This window comes from Streptomyces sp. Je 1-369 (genome assembly GCF_026810505.1).
In the GTDB taxonomy this organism is placed as follows: domain Bacteria; phylum Actinomycetota; class Actinomycetes; order Streptomycetales; family Streptomycetaceae; genus Streptomyces.
The window spans coordinates 6,212,923-6,234,294 of record NZ_CP101750.1 but is presented as its reverse complement, the minus strand read 5'-3'; the positions used below and the strand labels follow the sequence as shown (position 1 = coordinate 6,234,294).

21 protein-coding genes are annotated in these 21,372 nt (G+C 70.6%); 9 read left to right on the top strand and 12 right to left on the bottom strand.

Features of this window, described 5'->3' with window-relative positions:
* Window positions 1-7: 7 nt before the first annotated feature.
* Window positions 8-1,045, bottom strand: coding sequence for an agmatine/peptidylarginine deiminase (locus tag NOO62_RS28345; RefSeq protein ID WP_268773655.1), 1,038 nt, complete (start codon window positions 1,043-1,045; stop codon window positions 8-10).
* Between the two features lie 162 nt (window positions 1,046-1,207).
* On the opposite strand from NOO62_RS28345, the gene NOO62_RS28340 reads away from it, so the two are divergent.
* Window positions 1,208-2,629, top strand: a complete 1,422-nt coding sequence (locus NOO62_RS28340) for a cytosine permease (protein WP_268773654.1) — start codon at window positions 1,208-1,210, stop codon at window positions 2,627-2,629.
* A gap of 152 nt (window positions 2,630-2,781) precedes the next feature.
* On the opposite strand, the gene NOO62_RS28335 is transcribed toward NOO62_RS28340, so the two are convergent.
* Window positions 2,782-3,873 (bottom strand): branched-chain amino acid aminotransferase, encoded by a 1,092-nt coding sequence (locus NOO62_RS28335; protein WP_268773653.1) that lies wholly within the window; start codon window positions 3,871-3,873, stop codon window positions 2,782-2,784.
* 246 nt (window positions 3,874-4,119) lie between these two features.
* The gene (locus NOO62_RS28330; RefSeq protein WP_268773652.1) at window positions 4,120-5,169 is read right to left on the bottom strand and encodes a 3-isopropylmalate dehydrogenase; all 1,050 of its coding nucleotides are present in this window, start codon (window positions 5,167-5,169) and stop codon (window positions 4,120-4,122) included.
* Between the two features lie 150 nt (window positions 5,170-5,319).
* On the opposite strand from NOO62_RS28330, the gene NOO62_RS28325 reads away from it, so the two are divergent.
* Window positions 5,320-6,930 (top strand): purple acid phosphatase family protein, encoded by a 1,611-nt coding sequence (locus NOO62_RS28325; protein ID WP_268773651.1) that lies wholly within the window; start codon window positions 5,320-5,322, stop codon window positions 6,928-6,930.
* A 34-nt stretch (window positions 6,931-6,964) separates the two neighbouring features.
* On the opposite strand, the gene NOO62_RS28320 is transcribed toward NOO62_RS28325, so the two are convergent.
* Together NOO62_RS28320 and NOO62_RS28315 are read right to left on the bottom strand one after the other, a co-directional pair.
* Window positions 6,965-7,093, bottom strand: coding sequence for a hypothetical protein (locus NOO62_RS28320; protein ID WP_263398816.1), 129 nt, complete (start codon window positions 7,091-7,093; stop codon window positions 6,965-6,967).
* A 206-nt stretch (window positions 7,094-7,299) separates the two neighbouring features.
* The gene (locus tag NOO62_RS28315) at window positions 7,300-8,208 is read right to left on the bottom strand and encodes a LysR family transcriptional regulator (RefSeq protein WP_268773650.1); all 909 of its coding nucleotides are present in this window, start codon (window positions 8,206-8,208) and stop codon (window positions 7,300-7,302) included.
* 98 nt (window positions 8,209-8,306) lie between these two features.
* On the opposite strand from NOO62_RS28315, the gene NOO62_RS28310 reads away from it, so the two are divergent.
* Window positions 8,307-9,308 carry an NADP-dependent oxidoreductase gene (locus NOO62_RS28310; RefSeq protein WP_268773649.1) on the top strand — a complete coding sequence of 334 codons (1,002 nt, stop codon included), beginning with the start codon at window positions 8,307-8,309 and terminating at the stop codon, window positions 9,306-9,308.
* Window positions 9,309-9,321: 13 nt separating this feature from the next.
* Here NOO62_RS28310 and NOO62_RS28305 read toward each other — a convergent pair whose 3' ends face one another.
* Window positions 9,322-9,885 (bottom strand): GNAT family N-acetyltransferase, encoded by a 564-nt coding sequence (locus NOO62_RS28305; protein WP_268773648.1) that lies wholly within the window; start codon window positions 9,883-9,885, stop codon window positions 9,322-9,324.
* A 146-nt stretch (window positions 9,886-10,031) separates the two neighbouring features.
* Here NOO62_RS28305 and NOO62_RS28300 point away from each other — a divergent pair, with 146 nt between their 5' ends.
* The gene (locus NOO62_RS28300; protein ID WP_268773647.1) at window positions 10,032-10,739 is read left to right on the top strand and encodes a nitroreductase family protein; all 708 of its coding nucleotides are present in this window, start codon (window positions 10,032-10,034) and stop codon (window positions 10,737-10,739) included.
* Here NOO62_RS28300 and NOO62_RS28295 read toward each other — a convergent pair.
* Complete coding sequence (locus tag NOO62_RS28295) at window positions 10,718-11,836, bottom strand: alkene reductase (RefSeq protein WP_268773646.1); 1,119 nt, start codon at window positions 11,834-11,836, stop codon at window positions 10,718-10,720. The two genes, NOO62_RS28300 and NOO62_RS28295, sit on opposite strands and share 22 nt — an antisense overlap.
* Window positions 11,837-11,891: 55 nt before the next feature.
* Here NOO62_RS28295 and NOO62_RS28290 point away from each other — a divergent pair, with 55 nt between their 5' ends.
* Window positions 11,892-12,251 carry a MerR family transcriptional regulator gene (locus tag NOO62_RS28290; protein WP_268773645.1) on the top strand — a complete coding sequence of 120 codons (360 nt, stop codon included), beginning with the start codon at window positions 11,892-11,894 and terminating at the stop codon, window positions 12,249-12,251.
* 31 nt (window positions 12,252-12,282) lie between these two features.
* On the opposite strand, the gene NOO62_RS28285 is transcribed toward NOO62_RS28290, so the two are convergent.
* Together NOO62_RS28285 and NOO62_RS28280 are read right to left on the bottom strand one after the other, a co-directional pair.
* Window positions 12,283-12,510, bottom strand: coding sequence for a hypothetical protein (locus NOO62_RS28285; protein WP_268773644.1), 228 nt, complete (start codon window positions 12,508-12,510; stop codon window positions 12,283-12,285).
* Window positions 12,507-13,424 (bottom strand): hypothetical protein, encoded by a 918-nt coding sequence (locus NOO62_RS28280; RefSeq protein WP_268773643.1) that lies wholly within the window; start codon window positions 13,422-13,424, stop codon window positions 12,507-12,509. The genes NOO62_RS28285 and NOO62_RS28280 overlap by 4 nt, the downstream gene beginning before the upstream one ends.
* Before the next feature lie 255 nt (window positions 13,425-13,679).
* On the opposite strand from NOO62_RS28280, the gene bla reads away from it, so the two are divergent.
* Window positions 13,680-14,579: a class A beta-lactamase gene (gene bla / locus NOO62_RS28275; RefSeq protein WP_268773642.1), complete on the top strand. Its 900-nt coding sequence runs from the start codon at window positions 13,680-13,682 to the stop codon at window positions 14,577-14,579.
* A gap of 106 nt (window positions 14,580-14,685) precedes the next feature.
* Here the strand turns inward: bla and pruA are convergent, their stop codons facing one another.
* A complete protein-coding gene (pruA, locus tag NOO62_RS28270; protein ID WP_268773641.1) occupies window positions 14,686-16,317 on the bottom strand; it encodes an L-glutamate gamma-semialdehyde dehydrogenase in 1,632 nt (543 codons plus the stop codon).
* 57 nt (window positions 16,318-16,374) lie between these two features.
* Window positions 16,375-17,301 (bottom strand): proline dehydrogenase family protein, encoded by a 927-nt coding sequence (locus NOO62_RS28265; RefSeq protein WP_268773640.1) that lies wholly within the window; start codon window positions 17,299-17,301, stop codon window positions 16,375-16,377.
* 202 nt (window positions 17,302-17,503) lie between these two features.
* Here NOO62_RS28265 and NOO62_RS28260 point away from each other — a divergent pair, with 202 nt between their 5' ends.
* Entirely contained in the window at window positions 17,504-18,664 is a 1,161-nt protein-coding gene (locus tag NOO62_RS28260) for a PucR family transcriptional regulator (protein WP_268773639.1), read from the top strand.
* Window positions 18,665-18,761: 97 nt separating this feature from the next.
* Window positions 18,762-19,112 carry a hypothetical protein gene (locus NOO62_RS28255; RefSeq protein WP_268773638.1) on the top strand — a complete coding sequence of 117 codons (351 nt, stop codon included), beginning with the start codon at window positions 18,762-18,764 and terminating at the stop codon, window positions 19,110-19,112.
* A gap of 50 nt (window positions 19,113-19,162) precedes the next feature.
* Here NOO62_RS28255 and NOO62_RS28250 read toward each other — a convergent pair whose 3' ends face one another.
* On the bottom strand, window positions 19,163-19,747 hold the full coding sequence (locus tag NOO62_RS28250; protein ID WP_268773637.1) for a TetR/AcrR family transcriptional regulator: 585 nt from the start codon (window positions 19,745-19,747) through the stop codon (window positions 19,163-19,165).
* 84 nt (window positions 19,748-19,831) lie between these two features.
* On the opposite strand from NOO62_RS28250, the gene NOO62_RS28245 reads away from it, so the two are divergent.
* The gene (locus tag NOO62_RS28245) at window positions 19,832-21,367 is read left to right on the top strand and encodes an MFS transporter (RefSeq protein WP_268773636.1); all 1,536 of its coding nucleotides are present in this window, start codon (window positions 19,832-19,834) and stop codon (window positions 21,365-21,367) included.
* Window positions 21,368-21,372: the final 5 nt, after the last annotated feature.

The window sequence follows — 21,372 nt, the reverse complement described above, 5'->3', positions numbered from 1 at the left end:
TCCTTGATCACACCTTCGGCTGCTGCTGGGTGATGCAGTGGATGCCACCGCCCCCCGCGAAGATCGTACGGGCGTCGACGAGCGTCACGGTCCGGTCGGGAAAGAGACCGCGGAAGATGCCCGCGGCGATCTCGTCGTTCGGGTCGCCGAAGGCGCACAGGACGACGCCGCCGTTGCAGAGGTAGTGGTTGATGTACGAGTAGTCGACCCAGCCCTCGTCGTCCTTGAGGACGGTCGGGGCGGGCACCTCGACGATCCGCAGGGTGCGGCCGCGGGCGTCCGTCTGCCCGGTCAGGGCCGCGACGACGTCCTTGCTGACCTCGAAATCGGGGTGGGCGGGGTTGCGCTGGGAGTGCACGAGGACGACGCCGGGCGCGGCGAAGGCGGCGACGATGTCGACGTGGCCGAGGGTGCCGAAGCCGTGGCCCGGGTAGTCGGCGGTGAGCCCGCGCGGCAGCCAGATCGCCTTGGTGGTGCCGAGGTGGGCGTGGACCTCCGCCTCCACCTGCTCCTTCGTCCAGCCGGGGTTGCGCTCGGGGCCGAGCTGCACGGTCTCGGTGAGCAGGACGGTGCCCTCGCCGTCGACGTGCAGGCCGCCGCCCTCGTTGACCAGCTTCGAGGCGTACGTCCGCGCTCCGGCGAGGCCGGCGACGTACGTCCCGACCTTGGAGTCGTGGTCCCAGCGGGCCCACTCCTGGGCGCCCCAGCCGTTGAACGTCCAGTCGACGGCGGCCAGGCCGCCCTTGCCGTCGGTGAGGAACGTGGGCCCGATGTCCCGCATCCAGGCGTCGTCGAGCTCCCGCTCGGTCACCTCGATGTCCGGTCCGAGCAGCTCCGAGGCGTACGTGGACTGCGCGGGCCCGCACACCACGGTGACGGGCTCGAAGCGGCGTACGGCGCGGGCGACGGCGGCCCACGCGAGACGCGACGCGTCGAGGCCCTCCGGGTCGTCGAACGTGGGGTTGGGGCACGGCCACGCCATCCACGTGCGCTCGTGCGGGGCCCACTCGGCGGGCATGCGGAAGCCGTCGGCGGCAGCGGTCATGGCGTACACCTTCACAAGGAGGAAAGAAGACTTTAGAGCATCACTCTAACTACGGAATCCGCATGCGGGAAGCATTGACGGGGAGGGGTCGAACGCGTCACATTGAGCGCTGCTCAAACGTGGGGCAACCATTGGGACCAAGCGAGCGTCAGGGGCACCCTCATGCCGATAGAACAGCGCGGAGTCGACACCATCCCGGACGGGGAACGCACCAGCGGCCCCCGCGATCTCGTATCGATCCTCATCGGCTCCAACCTCTGCCTGGGGGTGATCGTCTTCGGCTGGCTGCCGGTGTCGTTCGGCCTCGGCTGGTGGGAGTCGGTGAGCGCGGTCGTGGCGGGCACGGTGATCGGTACGGCGCTGACCGCGCCGCTCGCCCTGGTCTCGCTGCGCACCGGCACGAACCTCTCCACGTCGTCCGGCGCCCAGTTCGGGGTGCGCGGCCGCCTCGTCGGCTCGGTCGTCGGCCTGCTCCTGTCCCTCGGCTACACCGCGCTGACCATCTGGATCGGCGGCGACGTGATGGTCGGCACGCTGCACCGGCTGCTCGGTCTGCCGGCCGGCGGACTCTCGTACTCCCTGGTCTACGCCCTGCTCGCGGCGGCCACCGTGACCGGCGCGGTCTACGGGTACCGCGTCCTGCTGCGCCTCTCCCGCGTCCTCGCCGTCGGCATGACGGCGCTGCTCGCCCTCGGCGTCATCGCCTACGCCCCCGACTTCACGACCGCCGCGCTGCCCGGCGCGGGGGGCTACGCGCTCGGCTCGTTCTGGCCGACGTGGCTGCTGGCCCTGGTCGCAGCGGGCCTGTCCGGCCCGATCGCCTTCATCACCCTCCTCGGCGACTACACGCGCTACATCTCCCCGGCCCGGCACAGCTCCCGCGCGGTCCTGGGCGCGGCCTGGGCGGGCCTGCTGGCCGGACTCCTCGTCCCCCAGCTCTTCGGCACGTTCACGGCGTACGCGGCGCGCGCGGCGCTCGACTACGCGGGCGGGCTCGTCGACGCGTCCCCCACCTGGTACCTCATCCCGCTCCTCCTCGCCGCGTCCGCGGGATCGGTGGGCAACGCGGGCCTGATGCTCTACTCCATGGGCCTCGACCTGGACGCGATCCTGCCCCGCGCGTCCCGCGCCCGCGCCACGTACACGGTCGCCGTCGTCGCCACGGCCTGCGTCTTCGTGGGCCACTACGCGTGGGAGGCGCAGGACGCGATGACGTCCTTCGTGCTGCTCCTCACGGCGATCGGCACGCCGTGGGCGGTGATCACGCTCATCGGCTTCGTACGCTGCCGCGGCGCGTACGACGCGGAGGCCCTCCAGGTCTTCAACCGCCGCTCGCAGGGGGGCGTCTACTGGTACCGCTCGGGCTGGAACGCGCGGGCCACGGGGGCGTGGGCGCTGGGCGCGACGGCAGGCGTCCTGGCGGTGTCACTCCCCTCGTACGAGGGCCCGCTCCTCTCCTGGACCGGCGGGGTCGACTGCAGCTTCCTGCTCTCGGGGGTGGTGGGCGGAGCGGGCTACCTTGCACTGACAGCACGCACCGACCGAGCCCCGACCACCGCCCCGGCCGCCGACCCCCTGGCCTGACCAGCCGGCCCCGCCCTGCACCTGGGCGGCGGAGCCGCTTCAGGGGCGCGGGGAACTGCGCGAGCGACCCCCACCGGCCCGCAGCCGCGAGTGGACGCGCGACAGCCCCGCGGGTGTATGCCGCGGGGCTGTCGTGGATACCGTCGAAGTCCTCAGCCGAGCCCGTGCATCCAGCCGTGCTGGTCCACCGCCTTGCCCCGCTGAATGTCGAGCAGCGCCTCACGCAGCTTCAGCGTGACGTCCCCCGGGCGGCCCTCGCTCTGCTGCCACTCCCCCGCATTGCTCTTGACCGTGCCGACCGGCGTGATCACCGCCGCCGTGCCGCAGGCGAAGACCTCGGTCAGCGTGCCGTTCTCGGAGTCCGTCTTCCACTGGTCGATGGAGACGCGCGCCTCCTCCGACTCGTACCCGAGGTCACGGGCGACGGAGAGGAGGGAGTCGCGGGTGACGCCCGCGAGCAGCGACCCCGTCAGGGTGGGGGTGACGATCTTGTTCCCGTACACGAAGTACAGGTTCATGCCGCCCAGCTCCTCGACCCACTTGTGCTCGACCGCGTCGAGGTAGGCGACCTGGTCGCAGCCCTTCGCCGCCGCCTCGGCCTGCGCGAGCAGCGACGCCGCGTAGTTGCCGCCGGTCTTCGCGTCGCCCATGCCGCCGGGCACGGCCCGCACGCGGTCCTCGGAGAGCCAGATGGAGACGGGCTTGACGCCGCCGGGGAAGTACGCGCCGGCGGGCGAGGCGATGACGACGAAGAGGTACTCGTTGGCGGGCTTCACACCCAGGCCGACCTCCGTGGCGATCATGAAGGGGCGCAGGTAGAGGGACTCCTCGCCGCCGTGCGCGGGGACCCAGTCGATGTCCTGCTTGACCAGCAGGTCGCACGCCTCGATGAACGTCTCGACGGGCAGCTCGGGCATGCCGAGGCGGCGCGCGGAGGACTGGAAGCGCCGGGCGTTGGCGTCGGGGCGGAACGTGGCCACCGTGCCGTCGGGCTGCCGGTAGGCCTTCAGGCCCTCGAAGATCTCCTGGGCGTAGTGCAGGACGTTGGTGGCCGGGTCGAGGGAGAGCGGGCCGTACGGCACGAGCTGGCCGTCGTGCCAGCCGCGGCCCTCCGTCCACTTGATCGTCACCATGTGGTCGGTGAAGTGGCGGCCGAACCCGGGTTCGGCCAGGATCGCCTCGCGCTGGGCGGTGGCCAGCGGTGTCGATGAGGGCTTGAGCTCGATGGTCGGCGTCGTCGTCATGAGTACTTCGTCCTTCACGTGTGATGGTGACGGACCGCGCTCACATCCGTACGCCCAGTACTAGGACGTCCGAGTTTCCCTGCTGCTTTCACGGCCCCTCGTTCGATTATCGCTCGCGGGGCCCCGAGGGAGAAACGGCATGGGTGCGGCCCGGGGGTCGATGGTGACACCCGGGGGCCACGTACGAGAAGCCGCCGGGTGTCCCGCGTGGCCCGGCGGCTTCTGTGTGCTCTGGGAGCTACCGGGTCAGCGCGCCACCCGTACCGCGAGCGCGTCGCCGATCTGCTCGGTGCTGCGGACCGTCCCGCCGCGCTCCGCGAGGTCGGCGGAGACCGCTTCCTCGATGCGCGCGGCCTCGGCCTCGTACCCGAGGTGGCGCAGGAGGAGGCCGACGGAGAGGACCGTGGCGGACGGGTCCGCCTTGCCCTGGCCCGCGATGTCCGGGGCCGAGCCGTGCACCGGCTCGAACATGGACGGGAACTCGCGGCTCGGGTTGATGTTGCCGGAGGCGGCGACGCCGATGCCGCCGGAGACGGCGGCGGCGAGGTCGGTGATGATGTCGCCGAAGAGGTTGTCGGTGACGATCACGTCGAAGCGGCCGGGGTCGGTGACGAGGTAGATCGTCGCGGCGTCGACGTGGATGTAGTCGGTGGTGACCTCGGGGAACTCCTTGGCCACCTGGTTGAACACGTTGGTCCAGAGGTGACCGGCGTACGCGAGGACGTTGTTCTTGTGGACCAGCGTCAGCTTCTTGCGCGGGCGGGCCTGCGCGCGGGCGAACGCGTCGCGGACCACGCGCTCCACACCGAAGGCGGTGTTGACGGAGACCTCGGTGGCCACCTCGTGCGGCGTCCCGGTGCGGATCGAACCGCCGTTGCCCGTGTACGGGCCCTCGGTGCCCTCGCGCACGACGATGAAGTCGATCGCGGGCTGACCCTTGAGGGGGGTCGCGACGCCCGGGAGCAGCTTCGAGGGTCGCAGGTTGACGTGGTGGTCGAAGAGGAAGCGGAGCTTCAGCAGGAAGCCGCGCTCCAGGACGCCGGACGGGACCGACGGGTCGCCGATCGCGCCGAGCAGGATCGCGTCGTGCTGCTTCAGCTCTTCGACGTCGGCGTCGGTGAGGGTCTCACCGGTCGCGTGGTACCGCCTGGCACCGAAGTCGAATTCCTTCGTCTCGAGCTTCACATCCTGCGGAAGCACGGCGTTGAGGACCTTGAGCCCCTGGGCCACGACCTCTTGGCCGATGCCGTCTCCGGGGATGACTGCGAGATTGATGCTGCGAGAACTGGCCGACATGCAAGCACCGTACTCTTCGTCCCACGGGATGACATGAGGTGTCCGGCATGCGGACAGCGGGCAGTGGGCAGCCGCTCCATCGCTTCACGGACGGCTGCTGTTCACCCGGGAGTGGGGCGGAAGTTGGGCCCCGCTGGGAAGTTCCCTGCCATGGACACTCCCGATGTCGGCATTCCGGAGCGGCTCGCGGCCCGGCTGAGCATGCCCGAACAGCACGAGTACCTGCGCGCGAAGTTCTCCCGCCGCAGGGTCCTCGCCAGTTCGTTCGCGACGGCGGGGGCGGTGGGCGGGATAGGCCTGCTGGCCGGCAGTTCGGGGACGGCCGACGGTTCGGGGACGGCGAACGGTTCGGGTACGTCACCGACACACGCAGCGACCGCGGCGAGCACGCCCGTGCGCGTCGACGGCAGGTTCGTGGCGCCCTTCGGCCGCCACCTCGCCTTCGGCGCCGACCCGAAGACGCAGATGCGGATCTCCTGGCAGGTGCCGCTCGCGGTCAAGTCCCCTTACGTACGCGTGGGGACGCGGCCCTGGGAGCTCGACCGGAAGATCGAGGCGGAGGTGCGCGACCTGCACACCCCGTCGCTGTCGAAGAAGCTGCCCGCGGTCGAGCAGTACTACCTGCACGTGGCGCTCGACGGCCTGCGGCCCGGCACGACGTACTACTACGGCGTCGGCCACGACGGCTTCGACCCGGCGTCCCCCGAGCGGATGGCGACGATCGGCTCGTTCAGGACGGCGCCCGCACAGCCGGAGAAGTTCGTCTTCACGGCCTTCGGCGACCAGGGCGTCAGCTACCACGCACTCGCCAACGACCAGGTGATCCTGGGCCAGAACCCGTCGTTCCACCTGCACGCGGGCGACATCTGCTACGCCGACACCACCGGGCACGGCAAGGAGTCGGACACGTATGACGCGCGCGTGTGGGACACCTTCCTCGCCCAGACGGAGTCCGTCGCGAAGTCGGTGCCGTGGATGGTGACCACCGGGAACCACGACATGGAGGCGTGGTACTCGCCGAACGGTTACGGCGGGCAGCGCGCCCGCTGGTCGCTCCCCGAGAACGGCTTCGACCCCGAGAACGCGCCGGGCGTCTACTCCTTCCGGTACGGGAACGTCGGCGTCGTCGCACTGGACGCCAACGACGTCTCGTACGAGATCCCCGCCAACAAGGGCTACACGGACGGGCGGCAGACCGCCTGGCTCGACCGGCGCCTGCGCGAACTGCGCGCGGACGACACCGTCGACTTCGTGGTGGTCTTCTTCCACCACTGCATGTACTCGACGTCGACGCACGCCTCCGACGGAGGTGTGCGCGACGCGTGGCTGGAGCTGTTCGGCAAGCACCGGGTGGACCTGGTCGTCAACGGCCACAACCACGTCTACGAACGCACGGACGCCATCAAGAACGGCCAGGTCGGCAAGCCCGTGCCGGTCGGCGCGTCGACCGATTCGACGCGCGACGGCATCGTGTACGTCACCGCGGGCGGCGCGGGCAAGGACCTGTACGGCTTCGGCCCGGGCGTCAAGGACAGCTACGAGGGCAACGTCCACGATCACGAGAGCATCGAGACCTTCCACTGGACGACGTCACGCCGCCCCGACCCGGACCGCGTGGCGTGGTCACGGGTGCGCTACACCGGCTTCTCGTTCCTCGCGGTCGAGGTGACGGCCGGGGCGCGCCCCAGGCTCTCGGTCTCCGCGCTCGCCGAGAACGGCGAACGCATCGACCACTTCGAGGTCGTACGCGGGACGCGGTGACCCGCTCGCCGCGACCCGTTGACTAGTGACCTGACTAGTGACCCGTCTCGCCGCCGTTGTCCCGGCGGTCGAGGGCTCGCTGGAGGGCGGCGGCGGCGTTCCTGCGCTCGGCGTCGCTGGTGCGGGAGGTGTGACGGACTCGGCGGGCGGTCGTCTCGGCCATGGGGGATCCACTCCTTGAGGGAAGGGTGTATTCGTTCGAGACGCCGGGGGCGGGGAGCGACGGAGCGGCAGGGTTCGCCTGCGTGCGGCTCCGGCTCACGACCGCCATTCGCTTGATCGAGCGAGACGTTCGGCTTCTTCCAAGCTAAGGGAGAACGGAGCGTCTGTCTCCACGATTACTCGGACTTCCTACTATCTGAGACGGCTTCACGCGCGTGCCGCCCTGAGCTCGCGGATCAGAGCGCGTACGGCTACGGAAAAGGCCAGCTCAGGAGTGGTGACGTAGCCTACGGAGCGGGTCGGGCGCTCTGTTCCGAGATCAGTGATCTCGACGGTGTCCGGTGCTCCGGTCAGGGAGAGGGCGGGCATGATCGCCATTCCGTGACCCCTGCTCACCATCGAGAGCACCGCTCCGTCGTCCTCGGTCAGGACCGTCGCCGAGGGGATCCACTCCTGCTTCCCCCACCACTCCCGCGTGTACGAGCCGCAGTTCTCGTGCCAGTCCACCAGCGGCAGCGAGCGCGGGTCAGGGTGACCCGCCGGGTGCACCAGCGCGTAGGGCTCCTCGATGAGTACGTCGCCGATGAGCCCGGCCGGCACCGGCGAGGTGCCTCCGAGCGTCGCGATCCCCACGTCGGCGCGCCCCTCGGCGACCTCGCTCGCCGTGCCCGCGCCCAGCTCGCGCACCACCCGCACCTCCGGCCTGATCCCGGGATGGCTCACGGCGAGCCGCTCCAGGGCGGCCGGCAGCAGGTGCAGGGCGGCGCTGCGGAACGCGGCGACGCGCAGCGTCCCCTCCGTCGCACTCCCCCCGGCACCGCCGTCGCCCCGGGCGGCACCGCGCGCCTCCTCGACCAGCGTGTCGAGCAGCCGCAGCACGCGCCGGGCGTGCGCGGCCGCCGCTGCCCCCGCCGGGGTGGGCGTCGCGCCCTTCCTGCCGCGCTCGAAGAGCACGGCGCCGACCTTGCGTTCCGTGCCGCGGATCGAGTGCGAGACCGCGGACTGGGTCAGGCCCAGGGCCTGCGCGGCGGCCGAGAAGCCGCGCTCGCGGTCGACCGCGACGAGGATGCGGAGCTCGTGCGGCGCGAGATCGGCGGGCGTCGTCGTCCGGGACACCGGGCTCACCTGCTTCTATGAGGGCCCTTCATGGTTCGGGCCGTTCCATGAGCGCAACCCGCTCCCCGGCCGGCGCATTCCTGCCTACGGTCACGGACATGACCGACACCGCGCTCACCGTGCACCAGACGTCCCGCCCCCACGGCTTCCCCACCACCGACCACTTCGCCTTCGTGGAGTCCCCGCTCCCCCGCCCCACGCCCGGCACCGCCCTGGTCGAAGGCCTCTACTGGTCCGTCGACCCGTACCACCGCGAAATGATGGACGGCGACTTCGATCTCCACGCCCCGCTGGAGGGCCGCACCATCGGCCGCGTCGTCGAGTCCCGCGACCCCGCCCTCATCGAGGGCGACATCGTCGCCCACCGTCAGGGCTGGCGCACACACGCCGTGGTCACCCCGGACGAGGCGCGCAAGCTCCCCCACCTCGACGGCGTACCCCTCTCCGCACACCTGAGCATCCTCGGCGGCACGGGCCTCACCGCCTACGTCGCCCTCACCCGCATCGCCGAACTCCGCGAGGGCCAGGACCTGTTCGTCTCGGCGGCGGCGGGCGGAGTCGGCACGGCGACCGGACGTCTGGCCCGGCTCATGGGCGCGGGACGGATCGTGGGCAGCGCGGGCACGGCGGCGAAGGCGGCGTACCTCACCGAACACGTCGGCTACGACGAGGTCTTCGACTACCACGCGGGCCCGACCGCCGACCTCCTCGCGAAGGCGGCACCCGACGGCATCGACCTGTACGTCGACAACGTGGGCGGCGAGCACTTGGAGGCCGCGATCTCCTCGCTGCGCGACCGCGGCCGGATCGTACGGGTCGGCACGATCGCCCAGTACAACGCGACGGGCACGCCCTACGCGCTCCGCAACCTCCCCGACATCGTCGAGAAGAGCCTCCGCATGGAGGGCTTCCTCGTGCGCGACTACTACGAACTACAGGAAGAGCTGTACGAAATCGTGGTGCCGCACCTGCAGAGCGGTCGAATGACACTGGACGAGACCCTGGTGGACGGATTCGACGGGATCGTGAACGCGTTCCTGGGGATGCTCCGAGGCGAGAACCGCGGAAAGATGATCGTCCGCGCCGACACCGACCAGTAAGCCGGCACAGGCCCTAGTACACGTCCCCGTCACGCCAGTCGATGAGGAACTCGTGCGCCGGATCGAGGTCCGCGCCCCGGAGCAGCGGGGGCTCCTCATCGGGCATGTGGACCACGCCCGCCGGACCGAGCGCGCCGACCGCGCCCTTCCACTCCTGCCAGCCGCGTGAGAGGTAGAGCCGCGCGCCGTCGTCGGACGCGGACAGCGCGCCGAGTTCGTACGCCGCGTCGATGACCTGTTCCAGGGCTCCCATGATCTGACCGCCGAGGCCTTGCCGCTGCCGGTCGGGCCGTACGGCGACCGCTTCGACGTACCCGATCCGCAGGGAACGCCCGTCGTGGAGGACCCGCCGCTGCACCACGGCACCATGGGCGAGCAGCGCACCCGCCCCGTCGTGGATGAGGGCGTGGACGCCGCCCAGCCCGTGCTCCCAGTCGTGGTCGCCGAAGTCGCCGTCGAAGGCGTCGTCCATCAGGGCGCGCGCGTCCCGGAGTTCGGCCGCCGTCAGATCACTGGTGTGGGCTCTGCGCAGGGTGTTCACGTCCTTACGGTACTCAGACCGCAGCTGAGTACGCATCCAGATTTGTCCGGCGTGCGTGCGGCCCTCGTCCGCCGACATCCCCTCTCACCCTGATCGTGACGGGCTGGAGCTGGTCGGCCGGAGCTGATCACGATTGGTCTGCACCATGGCGCGAACCCCGTCCCCCACCCCAGAATCGGAGCATGTCTGACACCGAGCAGCAGCGAGAGTGGACCCCCATCCACGGCGAGCCCTACAGCTCCGTTCCGTACCGCCCGGACCGCATGCCCGCGACCCAATCCCTGGCGCACTCGACCGAGTTGAGGGAGCGCATGCAAGAGCGTCGCACCGTGCGGCAGTTCGCTCCGGACCCCGTGCCCTCGCAGGTCGTACGGGACGCCATCGCGTGCGCGGCGACCGCACCGTCCGGCGCCCACCAGCAACCGTGGACGTTCGTCCTCGTCCAGGACCCGGAGGTCCGCCGCCGCATCCGTGAGGCCGCGGAGCACGAGGAGCAGATCTCGTACGACGGCCGCCTCGGCGAGGAGTGGCTGGCGGCCCTGCGCCCCCTCGGCACGGACGAGGTGAAGCCGCACCTGACGGACGCGCCCGCCCTGATCGTCGTCTTCCAGCAGCGGTACTGGCTGGGCGAGGACGGCACCAAGCACAAGCATTACTACGTCGACGAATCGGTCGGCATCGCGGTGGGGATGCTGCTGTCCGCCCTGCACCTGTCGGGCCTCGCCGCACTGATCCACACGCCGAGCCCGATGCGGTTCCTGCGGGAGGTGCTCGGCCGCCCGGAGAACGAGAAGGCGTTCGCGGTGATCCCCGTGGGCTATCCGGCGGCGGACTGCCGGGTCCCCGACCTCGTACGGAAATCGCTGGATCAGGTGCTCGTGGAGGTCTGAGCGGAGACCAGCAGCTCCGTCAGCGCCGGATAGTCCGTGTAGCCCTCCGCGCCGTGCGTATACAGGTGGGCCTCGTCGATCTCCTGGAGAGGCGCCCCCGCGGCGAACCGTTCGGGCAGGTCGGGGTTGGAGATGAACCCGCGCCCGTACGACACGAGGTCGGCGAGACCGCCCGCGAGGACGGCCTCGCCCGCCTCCCGCGTCGTCGGGTCGCCGTTCTCGCCGACGTTGCCGATGAGGGTGCCGTGCCAGCGGGGCCGCAGGTCGGCGAGGGCCGGGTAGCGGTCGTTGTCGGTGAGGTGGAGGTAGGCGAGGCCGAGTCCGTCGATCTCGTCGAGCAGCGCGCGGTAGACGGGGCCGGGGTCGGCCTCCGCCATGCCGAACTGCGGGTTGCCCGGCGAGAGCCGCAGCCCGAGCCGTTCGGCGCCGATGGCGTCGGCGACGGCGCGGACCACCTCGACGGCGAAGCGGATGCGGTCGGCGGTGGAGCCACGTCCGTATTCGTCGTCGCGGAGGTTGGTGTTGTCGGCGAGGAACTGGTGGATCAAGTAGCTGTTGGCGCCGTGCAGTTCGACCCCGTCGAAGCCTGCGGCGACGGCGTTGTGGGCGGCGTCCACGAAGTCCCGTACCGCCGTGCGGATGTCGTCGCGGGTCATCTCGCGCGGGGCGACGTAGTCGGGCTTGGTGCCGTCCGGTCCGTGCGCGTGGCCGGGCGGCGTGACGGCCGACGGCGCGAGCGGCAGGTCCCCGTCGATGCGGGCCAGCGGGTGGCCGTTGCGGCCGCCGTGCATCAGCTGGGCGTAGATGCGGCCGCCCGCGGCGTGCACGGCGTCGGTGACCCGCCGCCACCCCTCGATATGGGCGGCGGTCTGCAACCCGGGGTAGCGCCAGCCGCTCTGCCCGCGGCTGCTGGGCCAGATGCCCTCGGTGACGATGAGCCCGGCGCCCGCACGCTGGGCGTAGTGGTCGGCGACGACCGGCAGCGGGGTGCCGTCCTCCGCGGCGCGGGCGCGGGTCATGGGGGCCATCACCATGCGGTTGCGGAGGAGGCCGAGGGGGCCTGCGGAATAGGGGGAGAGAAGCGCGGTGTTCGTCATGCCGGAACGGTAGAAGCTGACACCGGTGTGAGATTCAAGTGCGAAGGAGCACGGCGTGCGGATCGGCGAGCTGGCGAAGCGTACCGCTGTGAGCGAGCGGTCCCTGCGCTACTACGAGGAGCAGGGCCTCCTGTACGCGGACCGTACCCCGGGCGGCCACCGCGACTACCCGGAGTCCGCGGTGGACCGCGTCGTCCACATCCAGGAGCTGTTCGCGGCGGGCCTGTGCAGCGCGAAGATCGTCCAACTGCTTCCCTGCATGCGGGACGGGGACGGTGGCCCGTCCGCGTCCGCCACCCCGTGGCTGATCTCCGAACTCGCCGAGGAGCGGGCTCGCATCGACCGCCAGGTGGACGACCTGCTGCGGGCCCGTCAGGTCCTGGACGAGGTCATCTCGGCGGCCAAGGGTTCCTGACCCCGCACACGGGCGCGCGAGCATCCGTGACTCAGTCCTGCCCCGCCGACGCTTCCGGGGGCGGGCAAGCGGCACCGCGCAGCGCCTGTGCCAGTTCGAGGCACAGCCGCATTCGCTCGTCCGGCGTGCACTCCGCAATGGTCCCTCGCAGCAGGCGCAGGATCTGCACGTCCCGGTACGCCTTGAGGGCCGCGTGCAACAAGGCCGAAAGGATCCCGAGCGCGAGCATCGACACAACGACGATCTCCATGGCCTTCACCGGTACTTCCTGCGGTTCGCGGCGGCGATCCGCTCGGCGCCTCTCCGACACCAGGTGGCGTTGAGACAGCGCAGCACGAGGGAGGCGTCACCGATGTCGATGCGCTCCGGATGCGGGTCACGGCTGTACGTCGGCCGCGCATCCACACCCTCGGCAGTCGCGGTGATTCCGCTGCGCCGGAGATCGGCGGCAATCTCGGTGGCAGGCGTTCCACAGCACCACTCGACGACGATGTCCTCGGTGTGGTGGTTGTAGGTGTTGGCCCACCCGTGCGAACTCGCTGCGGCGTTGATCAGGAGGGGGCGGCGCAGCACACGGCTGAACAGCAGGTCGCGGGCCTTGGGGTAGGCGACAGAAACCTTCTCCGACTCCCAGTAGGCGATTTCCTGACGCTCGACGCGCGAAAGCCTGGTGGGTGCGTCCCGCCAGATGGATGTCATGCCACGTTGCCGCTCCCGGAGCGTGGGGCGCCAGTCGGGGTCGTCGTGCTTCAGGCGCACGGCTGCCGTGCTGCTCACGTCCACCAACATCCATTGTCCGTCGGAGTGCGCGAGGCGCAGTCCCGGAACCCCGCGGATCCCGCCGAAGGACACGTCGAAGCACGGCAGCAGTTCCGCCACGATCCAGCTCGCCATGACGGGGTGCAGGTGCAGTGTCGGCCGAACCGCGTCCGGGACCACACCCCTCAGCCCCAGTACGGCACCGTCGAGTTGACTGTCCCGCAGCGGTTCGGTCAGGTGGTGCGCAAGAAGGGCCTCGAACCGCCGCTGATTCGGGGTGGCCGCGTCGGGTACCGGCTGACGTCGGGAAACCTTGCCCTGGTCCGCCCAGTTCATGCACTGCTGATGGCCGACGTCGGTCGCCTTGTGGCACAGATCTGCCGCGCGCTGCCGGTTGCTCTGCTTCTTGGACATACGTCCCCCTGTGGCTCTGCCGCCCGGCGCGGCCACTGAGGTGATGCGTACATCCCTGACAACTGGCGGTGAGTGCAGGTGGGTTCGTCAGAGCCCTTCACTCCCCCCGGGCTGCCGGGACCCCGGGGTATGGAGCACGTCCGCCTGCCGACGCCCGGCCAGGCTACAGCAGCGGCATGGGGGCGGCACCGGTCTTCGGCGGAGCACCGTTGCCATGCCCGCTTCCTCGCGTCGTCACCCGTTACGGTCGGGATCATGAGATTAACCTCTTCCCGCAGAACGCTCCTCGGCACCGCGGCCGCCGCCCCCGTCCTCCTCTCGGTCTCCGGCACCGCGAGCGCGAAGCCCGCCCCCGCCGTCTCCCCCGACACCACGCGCCGCCTGCGCGCTCTCGAAGACGGCTATCCCGGCCGCATCGGTGTCCACGCCCTGGACACCGGCACCGGTGCCGTCGTCGCCTACCGCGCTGACGAGCGCTTCGCCATCGCGTCGACGTTCAAGGTCCTGGCCGCCGCGGCGATCCTGCGCCGGGCACGGGAGCAGGAGCCCGGTCTGCTCGACGTACTCGTCAGGTACGGGCGCGACGACCTCGTCCCGTACTCGCCGCGCACCGAGATGCACCTCGAAACCGGCATGACCGTACGGGAGTTGTGCGATGCCACCCTCACGTACAGCGACAACGCGGCGGCGAATCTGCTGATGCGGCGTATCGGCGGGCCTGCCGGTGTCACCGAGTTCGCGCGGTCCCTCGGTGACTCCCGTACCCGGCTCGACCGGTGGGAGACCGACCTCAACAGCAACATCCCCGGCGACCGGCGCGACACCACGACCCCGGCGGCGATGACCGCGAACCTGCGCAAGCTCGTCCTCGGCAAGGCCCTGCATCCGCTGGACCGCGGCCAGCTGATCCGCTGGCTCGTGGAGAACACCACCGGCGACAAGCGGATCAGGGCCGGGCTCCCGAAGGAGTGGCGGGTCGGCGACAAGACGGGATCGCCCGCCTACGGAGGCGTCAACGACGTCGCCGTGGCATGGCCGCCGAAGCGGTCGCCGCTGGTCATCTCCGTGTACACGACCCGCCTCGACCCGGAAACCCCCGGCGAGGACCGGATCGCGGAGGACATCACCCGCATCGTCGTCGACGCCCTCGGCTGACCCGCGGCCCGGACGAGCCGGAAAAAGACACCGCCTCCGATCGGGGTGGGGCCCAGATCGGAGGCGGGGTTCAGGGGGCGGGCCGCGGCGGCCCGCCGGGAGGGCGTCAGCCCATGTGCGGGTAGCCGTACTCGGTCGGCGGGACCAGCGTCTCCTTGATGGCGCGGGTCAGCGTCCACCGCTGCAGGTTCTGCGGGGCACCGGCCTTGTCGTTGGTGCCGGAGGCGCGGCCGCCGCCGAAGGGCTGCTGGCCGACGACGGCGCCGGTCGACTTGTCGTTGATGTAGAAGTTGCCCGCGGCGTAGCGGAGCTTCTCCATCGTGTGCGCGGCGGCGGCGCGGTCGCCCGCGATGACCGAGCCCGTGAGCGCGTAGTCCGACGCCGACTCCATCTGGGTCAGCATCTCGTCGTACTTGTCGTCCTCGTACACGTGCACGGCGAGGAACGGGCCGAAGTACTCCGTCGAGAAGACCTCGTTGGCCGGGTCGGTGCACTCGACGACGGTCGGGCGCACGAAGTAGCCGACCGAGTCGTCGTAGGTGCCGCCCGCGACGATCGTGCAGGTGTCGTCGGACTTGGCGCGGTCGATGGCCGCCTTGTTCTTGGCGAACGCACGCTCGTCGATGACGGCGCCGATGAAGTTCGACAGGTCGGTGACGTCACCCATCTTGATGCCGTCGACCTCGGCCGCGAACTCCTCCTTGAACCCGTCGTTCCAGATGGAGGCCGGGATGTAGGCGCGCGAGGTCGCGGAGCACTTCTGGCCCTGGAACTCGAAGGAGCCGCGGGTCAGCGCGGTCTTCAGGATCGCGCGGTCGGCGCTCGGGTGGGCGACGACGAAGTCCTTGCCACCGGTCTCGCCGACGAGGCGCGGGTAGGTGCGGTACTTCGCGATGTTCTCGCCGACCGTCTTCCACAGGTGCTGGAAGGTCGGGGTCGAACCGGTGAAGTGGATGCCGGCCAGGTCGCGGTGGTTGAGGGCGACCTCGGAGACGGCGATGCCGTCACCGGTGACGAGGTTGATGACGCCCTTGGGCAGGCCCGCCTCCTCCAGGAGCTGCATGAGCAGCACGGCGGCGTGCGTCTGCGTCGGGGACGGCTTCCACACGACCACGTTGCCCATCAGGGCGGGAGCGGTGGGGAGGTTGCCCGCGATGGCGGTGAAGTTGAAGGGCGTGATCGCGTAGACGAAGCCCTCGAGCGGGCGGTGGTCCAGGCGGTTCCAGACGCCGGTGGAGTTCGCCGGGGGCTGCTCGGCGAGCAGGTCACGGGCGTACTTCACGTTGAAGCGCCAGAAGTCGACGAGCTCGCACGGGGTGTCGATCTCGGCCTGCTGGGCGGTCTTCGACTGGCCGAGCATCGTGGAGGCGGCCAGCGTCTCGCGCCACGTCGTGGAGAGCAGCTCGGCGGCGCGCAGGATGATCGCGGCACGGTCGTCGAAGGACATCGCGCGCCACGCGGGGGCGGCGGCCAGGGCGGCGTCGATCGCGTCCTGGGCGTCCTGCTGCGTGGCGCCGCGGCCGGTGCCGATGACGGCCTGGTGGTTGTGCGGCTGCACGACCTCGAACGGCTCGCCGCCGCCGAGGCGCTTCTCGCCACCGATGGTCATCGGCAGCTCGATGGGGTTCTCGGCGAGCTCCTTGAGCTTGGTCTCGAGGCGGGCACGCTCCGGGGAACCGGGGGCGTAGCCGTGCACCGGCTCGTTGACCGGCGCGGGGACCTGGGTCACAGCGTCCATGAGTTCCGTATCTCCTTAAGGGGGGTCGGGGGAAAGGGAGCTCAGCCCTTGGTGAGGTCAGCCCTTGGTGAGGATGGAGCGGCCGAAGAAGAGCAGGTTCGCCGGCTTCTCCGCGAGACGGCGCATGAAATAGCCGTACCAGTCGGTGCCGTAGGCGGTGTACACCCGCATGCGGTGGCCCTCGGCGGCGAGCCGCAGGTGCTCGTCGCTCCGGATGCCGTACAGCATCTGGAATTCGTACTCGTCCAGTTTGCGCCCCGCGCGCCGCGCGAGCTCCTGCGCGATGGCGATCAGACGCGGGTCGTGGGACCCGATCATCGGGTACCCGTCACCCTCCATGAGGATGCGCGTGATCCGCACGTACGCCTTGTCGATCTCGGCCTTGTCCTGGAACGCGACCTCGGCGGGCTCCTTGTAGGCGCCCTTCACGATACGGACGCGGCTGCCCGCGGCGGCCAGGCGGCGGGCGTCGTCCTCGGTGCGGAACAGGTAGGACTGGATGACGCAGCCGGTCTGCGGGAAGTCCTTCCGCAGCTCGTCGTGGATGGCGAACATCGAGTCGAGGGTGGTGTGGTCCTCGGCGTCCAGGGTGACCGTGGTGCCGATCGCGGCGGCGGCCTCGACGACGGGGCGCACGTTGGCGAGGGCGAGGTCGTGGCCGCCCTCCAGCGCCTGGCCGAACATCGACAGCTTCACCGACATCTCGGCCCTGGTGCCGAGCCCGAGGTCCTTCAGGCGCTCGATGAGCTCCAGGTAGGCGTCGCGGGCGGCGTGGGACTGCTCGACGGTGGTGATGTCCTCGCCCACCACGTCGAGGGTGACCTCAAGGCCCTTGTCGGCGGCGTCCGCGACGATCGGGACGACCTGGTCCACGCCCTCACCGGCGATGAACCGGGCCACGACCTGCTTGGTGCCGGGGGCCGCCGATACAAAACGGCGCATCTTGTCGCTGCGCGACGCGGCGAGGATCACGGGACCCAGCACGGGGCACCTCCACGGGTGTACGAAAATCGGGGGCCGTACCGACATAGCCCTACGTAAAGGGAATGCGGTGGTACGGCACGGAGAACCACCGTGAAATTTAAGGATCCACCGGAACGCGGGCCATCGACAGCTGTCACGCGTTCGTGCCCTGGATCTCAGACAGATGTATGAAGAATGTCCAGAGCCGCGCGAGAATGGGGTCATGAAGGGCGATTACCAAGAACTGGTCGACGAGATCTCGGCGCTGCTCGGTGCCCCCGCGACCCTGGAGAACCGGGATTTCGAGCTGATCGCCTTCGGCGCGCACGACGGCGGGGGCGAGAGCGGCTTCGACGCGACCGTCCTCGACCCGGTCAGGACCCGCTCGATCCTGACCCGCCGCTCCACGGCCGAGGTCCGCTCCTGGTTCGAGAGCTTCGGCATCACCCGCGCCACGGCCCCGGTCCGCATCCCGCCCACCCCGGAGGCGGGCGTCCACCGCGGCCGCATCTGCCTGCCCGTACGCCATCGGGGGTTCGCCCTCGGATACGTGTGGCTGCTCGACGGCGACCCGGGCCCGAGCGATCAGCAGCTGACCGCCGCCATGGAGGTGGCCACCCGGATCGGTGCGCTGCTCGCCGACGAGGCGCAGGCGGGCGCCGACCTGACCAGGGAGTTCCGTGCGGTCCTGACCGCCGAGCGCGGCTGGCAGCGCGACATGGCGGTGGCCGCCCTGCGCACGGCGCTCGGCTCGCGCGGCGAGGGCCTGCACGCGGTGGTGTGCGTGGCGCCCTGGCGCTCGGCGGACCCGGACGACGCCCCGGCGGCCCGTACGGTGCCGGGCGCGGCGGCGGTGTGCACGGTGCCGTGGGGCACGACCGCGCAGTCCCTCGCGGCGCTGGTGCGGCTGCGCTCGGCCGACGTGCTGTCGCCCGCGCACACGGCGGCCTCACGCCTGCTCGACGCGGCGCCGGGTGCCGCGGCCGGTATCGCGTCGGCACGGCACGGTCTGGAGGATCTGGGCACGGCCTGGTGGGAGGCGTCGGGGGCGGCGCGCGCGGCCTTGGCGGAGCGGCGGTTCGGCCCGGTGGCGCAGTGGTCGGACGTGGGCCCCTACCGTCTGCTGACGGCCCTGCCCCCGGAGGCGGCGCACGACCCCGTGGGCACGGTGCTGCTCGCCCCCACTCACCGTGAACTCGCCCGCACCGCCGAGGTGTTCCTCGACTGCGCGGGCCAGGCGGGCCGCGCGGCGGCCGAGTTGGGCATCCACCGCCAGACGCTGTACTACCGGCTGTCGCGCGTGGAGCAGCTCACCGGCCTCGATCTGGACGACGGCGAGGACCGGTTGCTGCTGCACATGGTCCTGAAGTCGTCACGACTGTAAGCACCGGGCAACGAACGATTACGGCCATGATCGTGGGGCGGTACGGTTCTCGGCGTCCGAACATCCGTCCCCCCACGCATGGGAGAACGAACACCTTATGAAGCTCAGGGTATTGGCCCCCGCGGTCGCCTTCTCCGCCCTCGCGCTCGTCGGCACCACCGTCGCCACGAGCGGCACCGCCGTCGCCGCGTCGAAGACCGACTGCTCCCGCGTCATCACCAACGTCCCCGCCAAGGAGACCGTCAAGATCCGCACCCACGCCAAGACCGGGGCCACCGCCGTCGGCCAGTGGAACAAGGGCAAGAAGGGCGGCCTCTGCAACGACGGCAAGTCCTTCAAGGGCGGGTCGTACAACCTGTGCGGCAAGAAGAGCAACAAGTGGCTGTACGGCGGCCCGTACAGCAGCAACAAGCGCGGCTGGTTCCCCGCCGCCTGCATCAAGTGGTAGCAATCGCATAACCACCCACCCCTGAGGCCGGTCCGCGCTGCGGGCCGGCCTCAGCCGGTCTTGGCCGCCCGGTCCATCACGCGCCGCAGCCCCTCGGTGAGCTGCTCGGCGGTGGTCGCCGACTCCGGGTCGAAGAGCCACTGCACCATCAGGCCGTTGAGGAGCGTGGTGTAGAAGCGGCCCTCGCTCTCCACGAGGTCCTCGGGGAGCTCGCTCTCCTCGATGCCGGTGAACATCGCGGCGAGCCCGCTGCGCCCCTCGTCCTGCGCACCGATCAGCAAGTCGCGGATGCCCGCGAGGCGTTCGCCCTGCGTGATGACCTCCAGCGTCATCATCCAGATGGGACGCATCTCGGGCACCGAGCGGATGATGTTGCCCCACACCCGCGCGAAGCGCTCCATGCCGTCCTCGTCGGCGTCCGCCTCGGCCAGCGCCCCCTCGAAGTCGGTCCCCATCGGCTCGATGAGCGCGATGTACGCCTCCACCAGCAGCGCGTCCTTGGACCCGTAGTGGTAGCCGATGGACCCGAGGTTCGTCCCCGACTCCTTGACGATGTCGCGGGCCGTCGTACGCACGAAGCCCTTCTCCAGCAGGCAGCGCTTGGCGCCTTCGAGCAGATCTTCACGGTGTCCCATGCGAGGCACCCTACGCGGCCCCCATACGAACGTCCTATACGCTCGTACTAGACAGCCGTATAAGACATCCGTACAGTCCTCGGCATGCAGACGAACCCGCGCGCCACCCGCAAGGAATGGACCGCCTTCGCCGTCCTGATGCTCCCGCTGCTCCTGGTCTCGATGGACGTCTCCGTCCTCTACTTCGCGATCCCCGAGATCAGCGCGGACCTGGAGCCCAGCTCCACCCAACAGCTGTGGATCTTCGACATCTACGCCTTCGTCGTCGCCGGACTCCTGATGACCATGGGCTCGGTCGGCGACCGCATCGGCCGCCGCGGACTCCTCCTGTTCGGCGCCACCGCCTTCGGCGCCGCATCGCTCGTCGCCGCGTACGCAAACAGCGCGGAAACCCTCATCGCGGCCCGCGCGGTCCTCGGCATCGGCGGCGCGACCCTGATGCCGTCCACGCTGGCGCTCGTGCGCACCCTGTTCCAGGACGCCGGTCAGCGCGCGAAGGCGATCGGCATCTGGCAGGGCGTCCTGGTGGCCGGTGTGGCGCTCGGCTCGGTGCTGAGCGGTGTCCTCGTCGAGTACTTCTGGTGGGGCTCGGTCTTCCTGGTCAACCTGCCCGCGATGGTGCTGCTCCTGGTGCTCGCGCCGCTGCTGATCCCGGAGTCCAGGGACCCGCACCCCGGCCGCTTCGACCTGCTGAGCGTGCCGCTGTCGATGGCCGCCGTGCTGCCGCTCGTGTGGGGCCTCAAGGAAATGCCGTCCGACGGCGTCGAACTCCCCTACGTCACATCCGTCGCCGTCGGTCTCGCCTTCGCCGCCCTGTTCGTGCACCGCCAGCGCACCGCCGCGTCGCCGATGATCTCGCCGGACCTGTTCCGCGGCCGTGGCCGCGCCTTCGGTGCGGCCGTCTCCCTGAACCTCGTCTCGTCGCTGACGATGATGGGTTCGGCGTACTTCACGACGCAGTACCTGCAGTCCGTGCTCGGCAAGAGCGCGATGGAGGCCGCGCTGTGGGCGCTGCTGCCCTCGGTCCTCATCGGCTTCGCCGCCCCGGTCGCCACGGTGCTCGTGCAGCGCGGGATGGACCGCGCCCACGTCGTCGCCACCGGCTTCGCCGTCTCGGCCTGCGGGTACGGCCTGCTCGCCCTGACCGGCACGTCATCGCTCGGGCTCGTGCTCGCCGGGGCGGGCGTGCTGGCCTGCGGCGCGGTCATCGTCGGCTCGCAACTCACCGACCTGGCGCTCGGCGCGGCCCCGCCGGAGAAGGCCGGTACGGCGTCGTCGCTCCTGGAGACGGGGCAGGAGTTCGGCGGCGCGATGGGCATGGCACTGCTCGGCTCCATCGGCAACACGGTCTACCGGAACCGGATTCCGGACACGGCCCCGGCGGAGGCCCGCGAGACCCTCACGGGTGCGGTGGCGTCGGCCTCCCGCCTCCCCACCCGCGCGGGCGACGCCCTCCTGGCAACGGTCCGGGACGCCTTCACCTCCGGCATGCATGTCGCGGCGGTGACAGGGGCGGTCCTGCTGCTGGCGGCGGCGGGAGTGGCGGCGGCAGCCCTGAAGGGAGTCCACACACACCAAAACGCCGAACAGGCGGAAGAATCCAGCCTGTCCGGCGTTTGAGGACG

Coding starts and splice junctions, on each gene's coding strand:
- NOO62_RS28260 (WP_268773639.1), top strand. CDS start 17,504: ATGAAGGGCGATTACCAAGAACTGGTCGACGAGATCTCGGCGCTGCTC.
- NOO62_RS28325 (WP_268773651.1), top strand. CDS start 5,320: ATGGACACTCCCGATGTCGGCATTCCGGAGCGGCTCGCGGCCCGGCTG.
- NOO62_RS28340 (WP_268773654.1), top strand. CDS start 1,208: ATGCCGATAGAACAGCGCGGAGTCGACACCATCCCGGACGGGGAACGC.
- NOO62_RS28295 (WP_268773646.1), bottom strand. CDS start 11,836: ATGACGAACACCGCGCTTCTCTCCCCCTATTCCGCAGGCCCCCTCGGC.
- bla (WP_268773642.1), top strand. CDS start 13,680: ATGAGATTAACCTCTTCCCGCAGAACGCTCCTCGGCACCGCGGCCGCC.
- NOO62_RS28345 (WP_268773655.1), bottom strand. CDS start 1,045: ATGACCGCTGCCGCCGACGGCTTCCGCATGCCCGCCGAGTGGGCCCCG.
- NOO62_RS28250 (WP_268773637.1), bottom strand. CDS start 19,747: ATGGGACACCGTGAAGATCTGCTCGAAGGCGCCAAGCGCTGCCTGCTG.
- NOO62_RS28305 (WP_268773648.1), bottom strand. CDS start 9,885: ATGCGTACTCAGCTGCGGTCTGAGTACCGTAAGGACGTGAACACCCTG.
- NOO62_RS28280 (WP_268773643.1), bottom strand. CDS start 13,424: ATGTCCAAGAAGCAGAGCAACCGGCAGCGCGCGGCAGATCTGTGCCAC.
- NOO62_RS28310 (WP_268773649.1), top strand. CDS start 8,307: ATGACCGACACCGCGCTCACCGTGCACCAGACGTCCCGCCCCCACGGC.
- NOO62_RS28330 (WP_268773652.1), bottom strand. CDS start 5,169: ATGTCGGCCAGTTCTCGCAGCATCAATCTCGCAGTCATCCCCGGAGAC.
- pruA (WP_268773641.1), bottom strand. CDS start 16,317: ATGGACGCTGTGACCCAGGTCCCCGCGCCGGTCAACGAGCCGGTGCAC.
- NOO62_RS28300 (WP_268773647.1), top strand. CDS start 10,032: ATGTCTGACACCGAGCAGCAGCGAGAGTGGACCCCCATCCACGGCGAG.
- NOO62_RS28320 (WP_263398816.1), bottom strand. CDS start 7,093: ATGGCCGAGACGACCGCCCGCCGAGTCCGTCACACCTCCCGCACCAGC.
- NOO62_RS28255 (WP_268773638.1), top strand. CDS start 18,762: ATGAAGCTCAGGGTATTGGCCCCCGCGGTCGCCTTCTCCGCCCTCGCG.
- NOO62_RS28335 (WP_268773653.1), bottom strand. CDS start 3,873: ATGACGACGACGCCGACCATCGAGCTCAAGCCCTCATCGACACCGCTG.
- NOO62_RS28245 (WP_268773636.1), top strand. CDS start 19,832: ATGCAGACGAACCCGCGCGCCACCCGCAAGGAATGGACCGCCTTCGCC.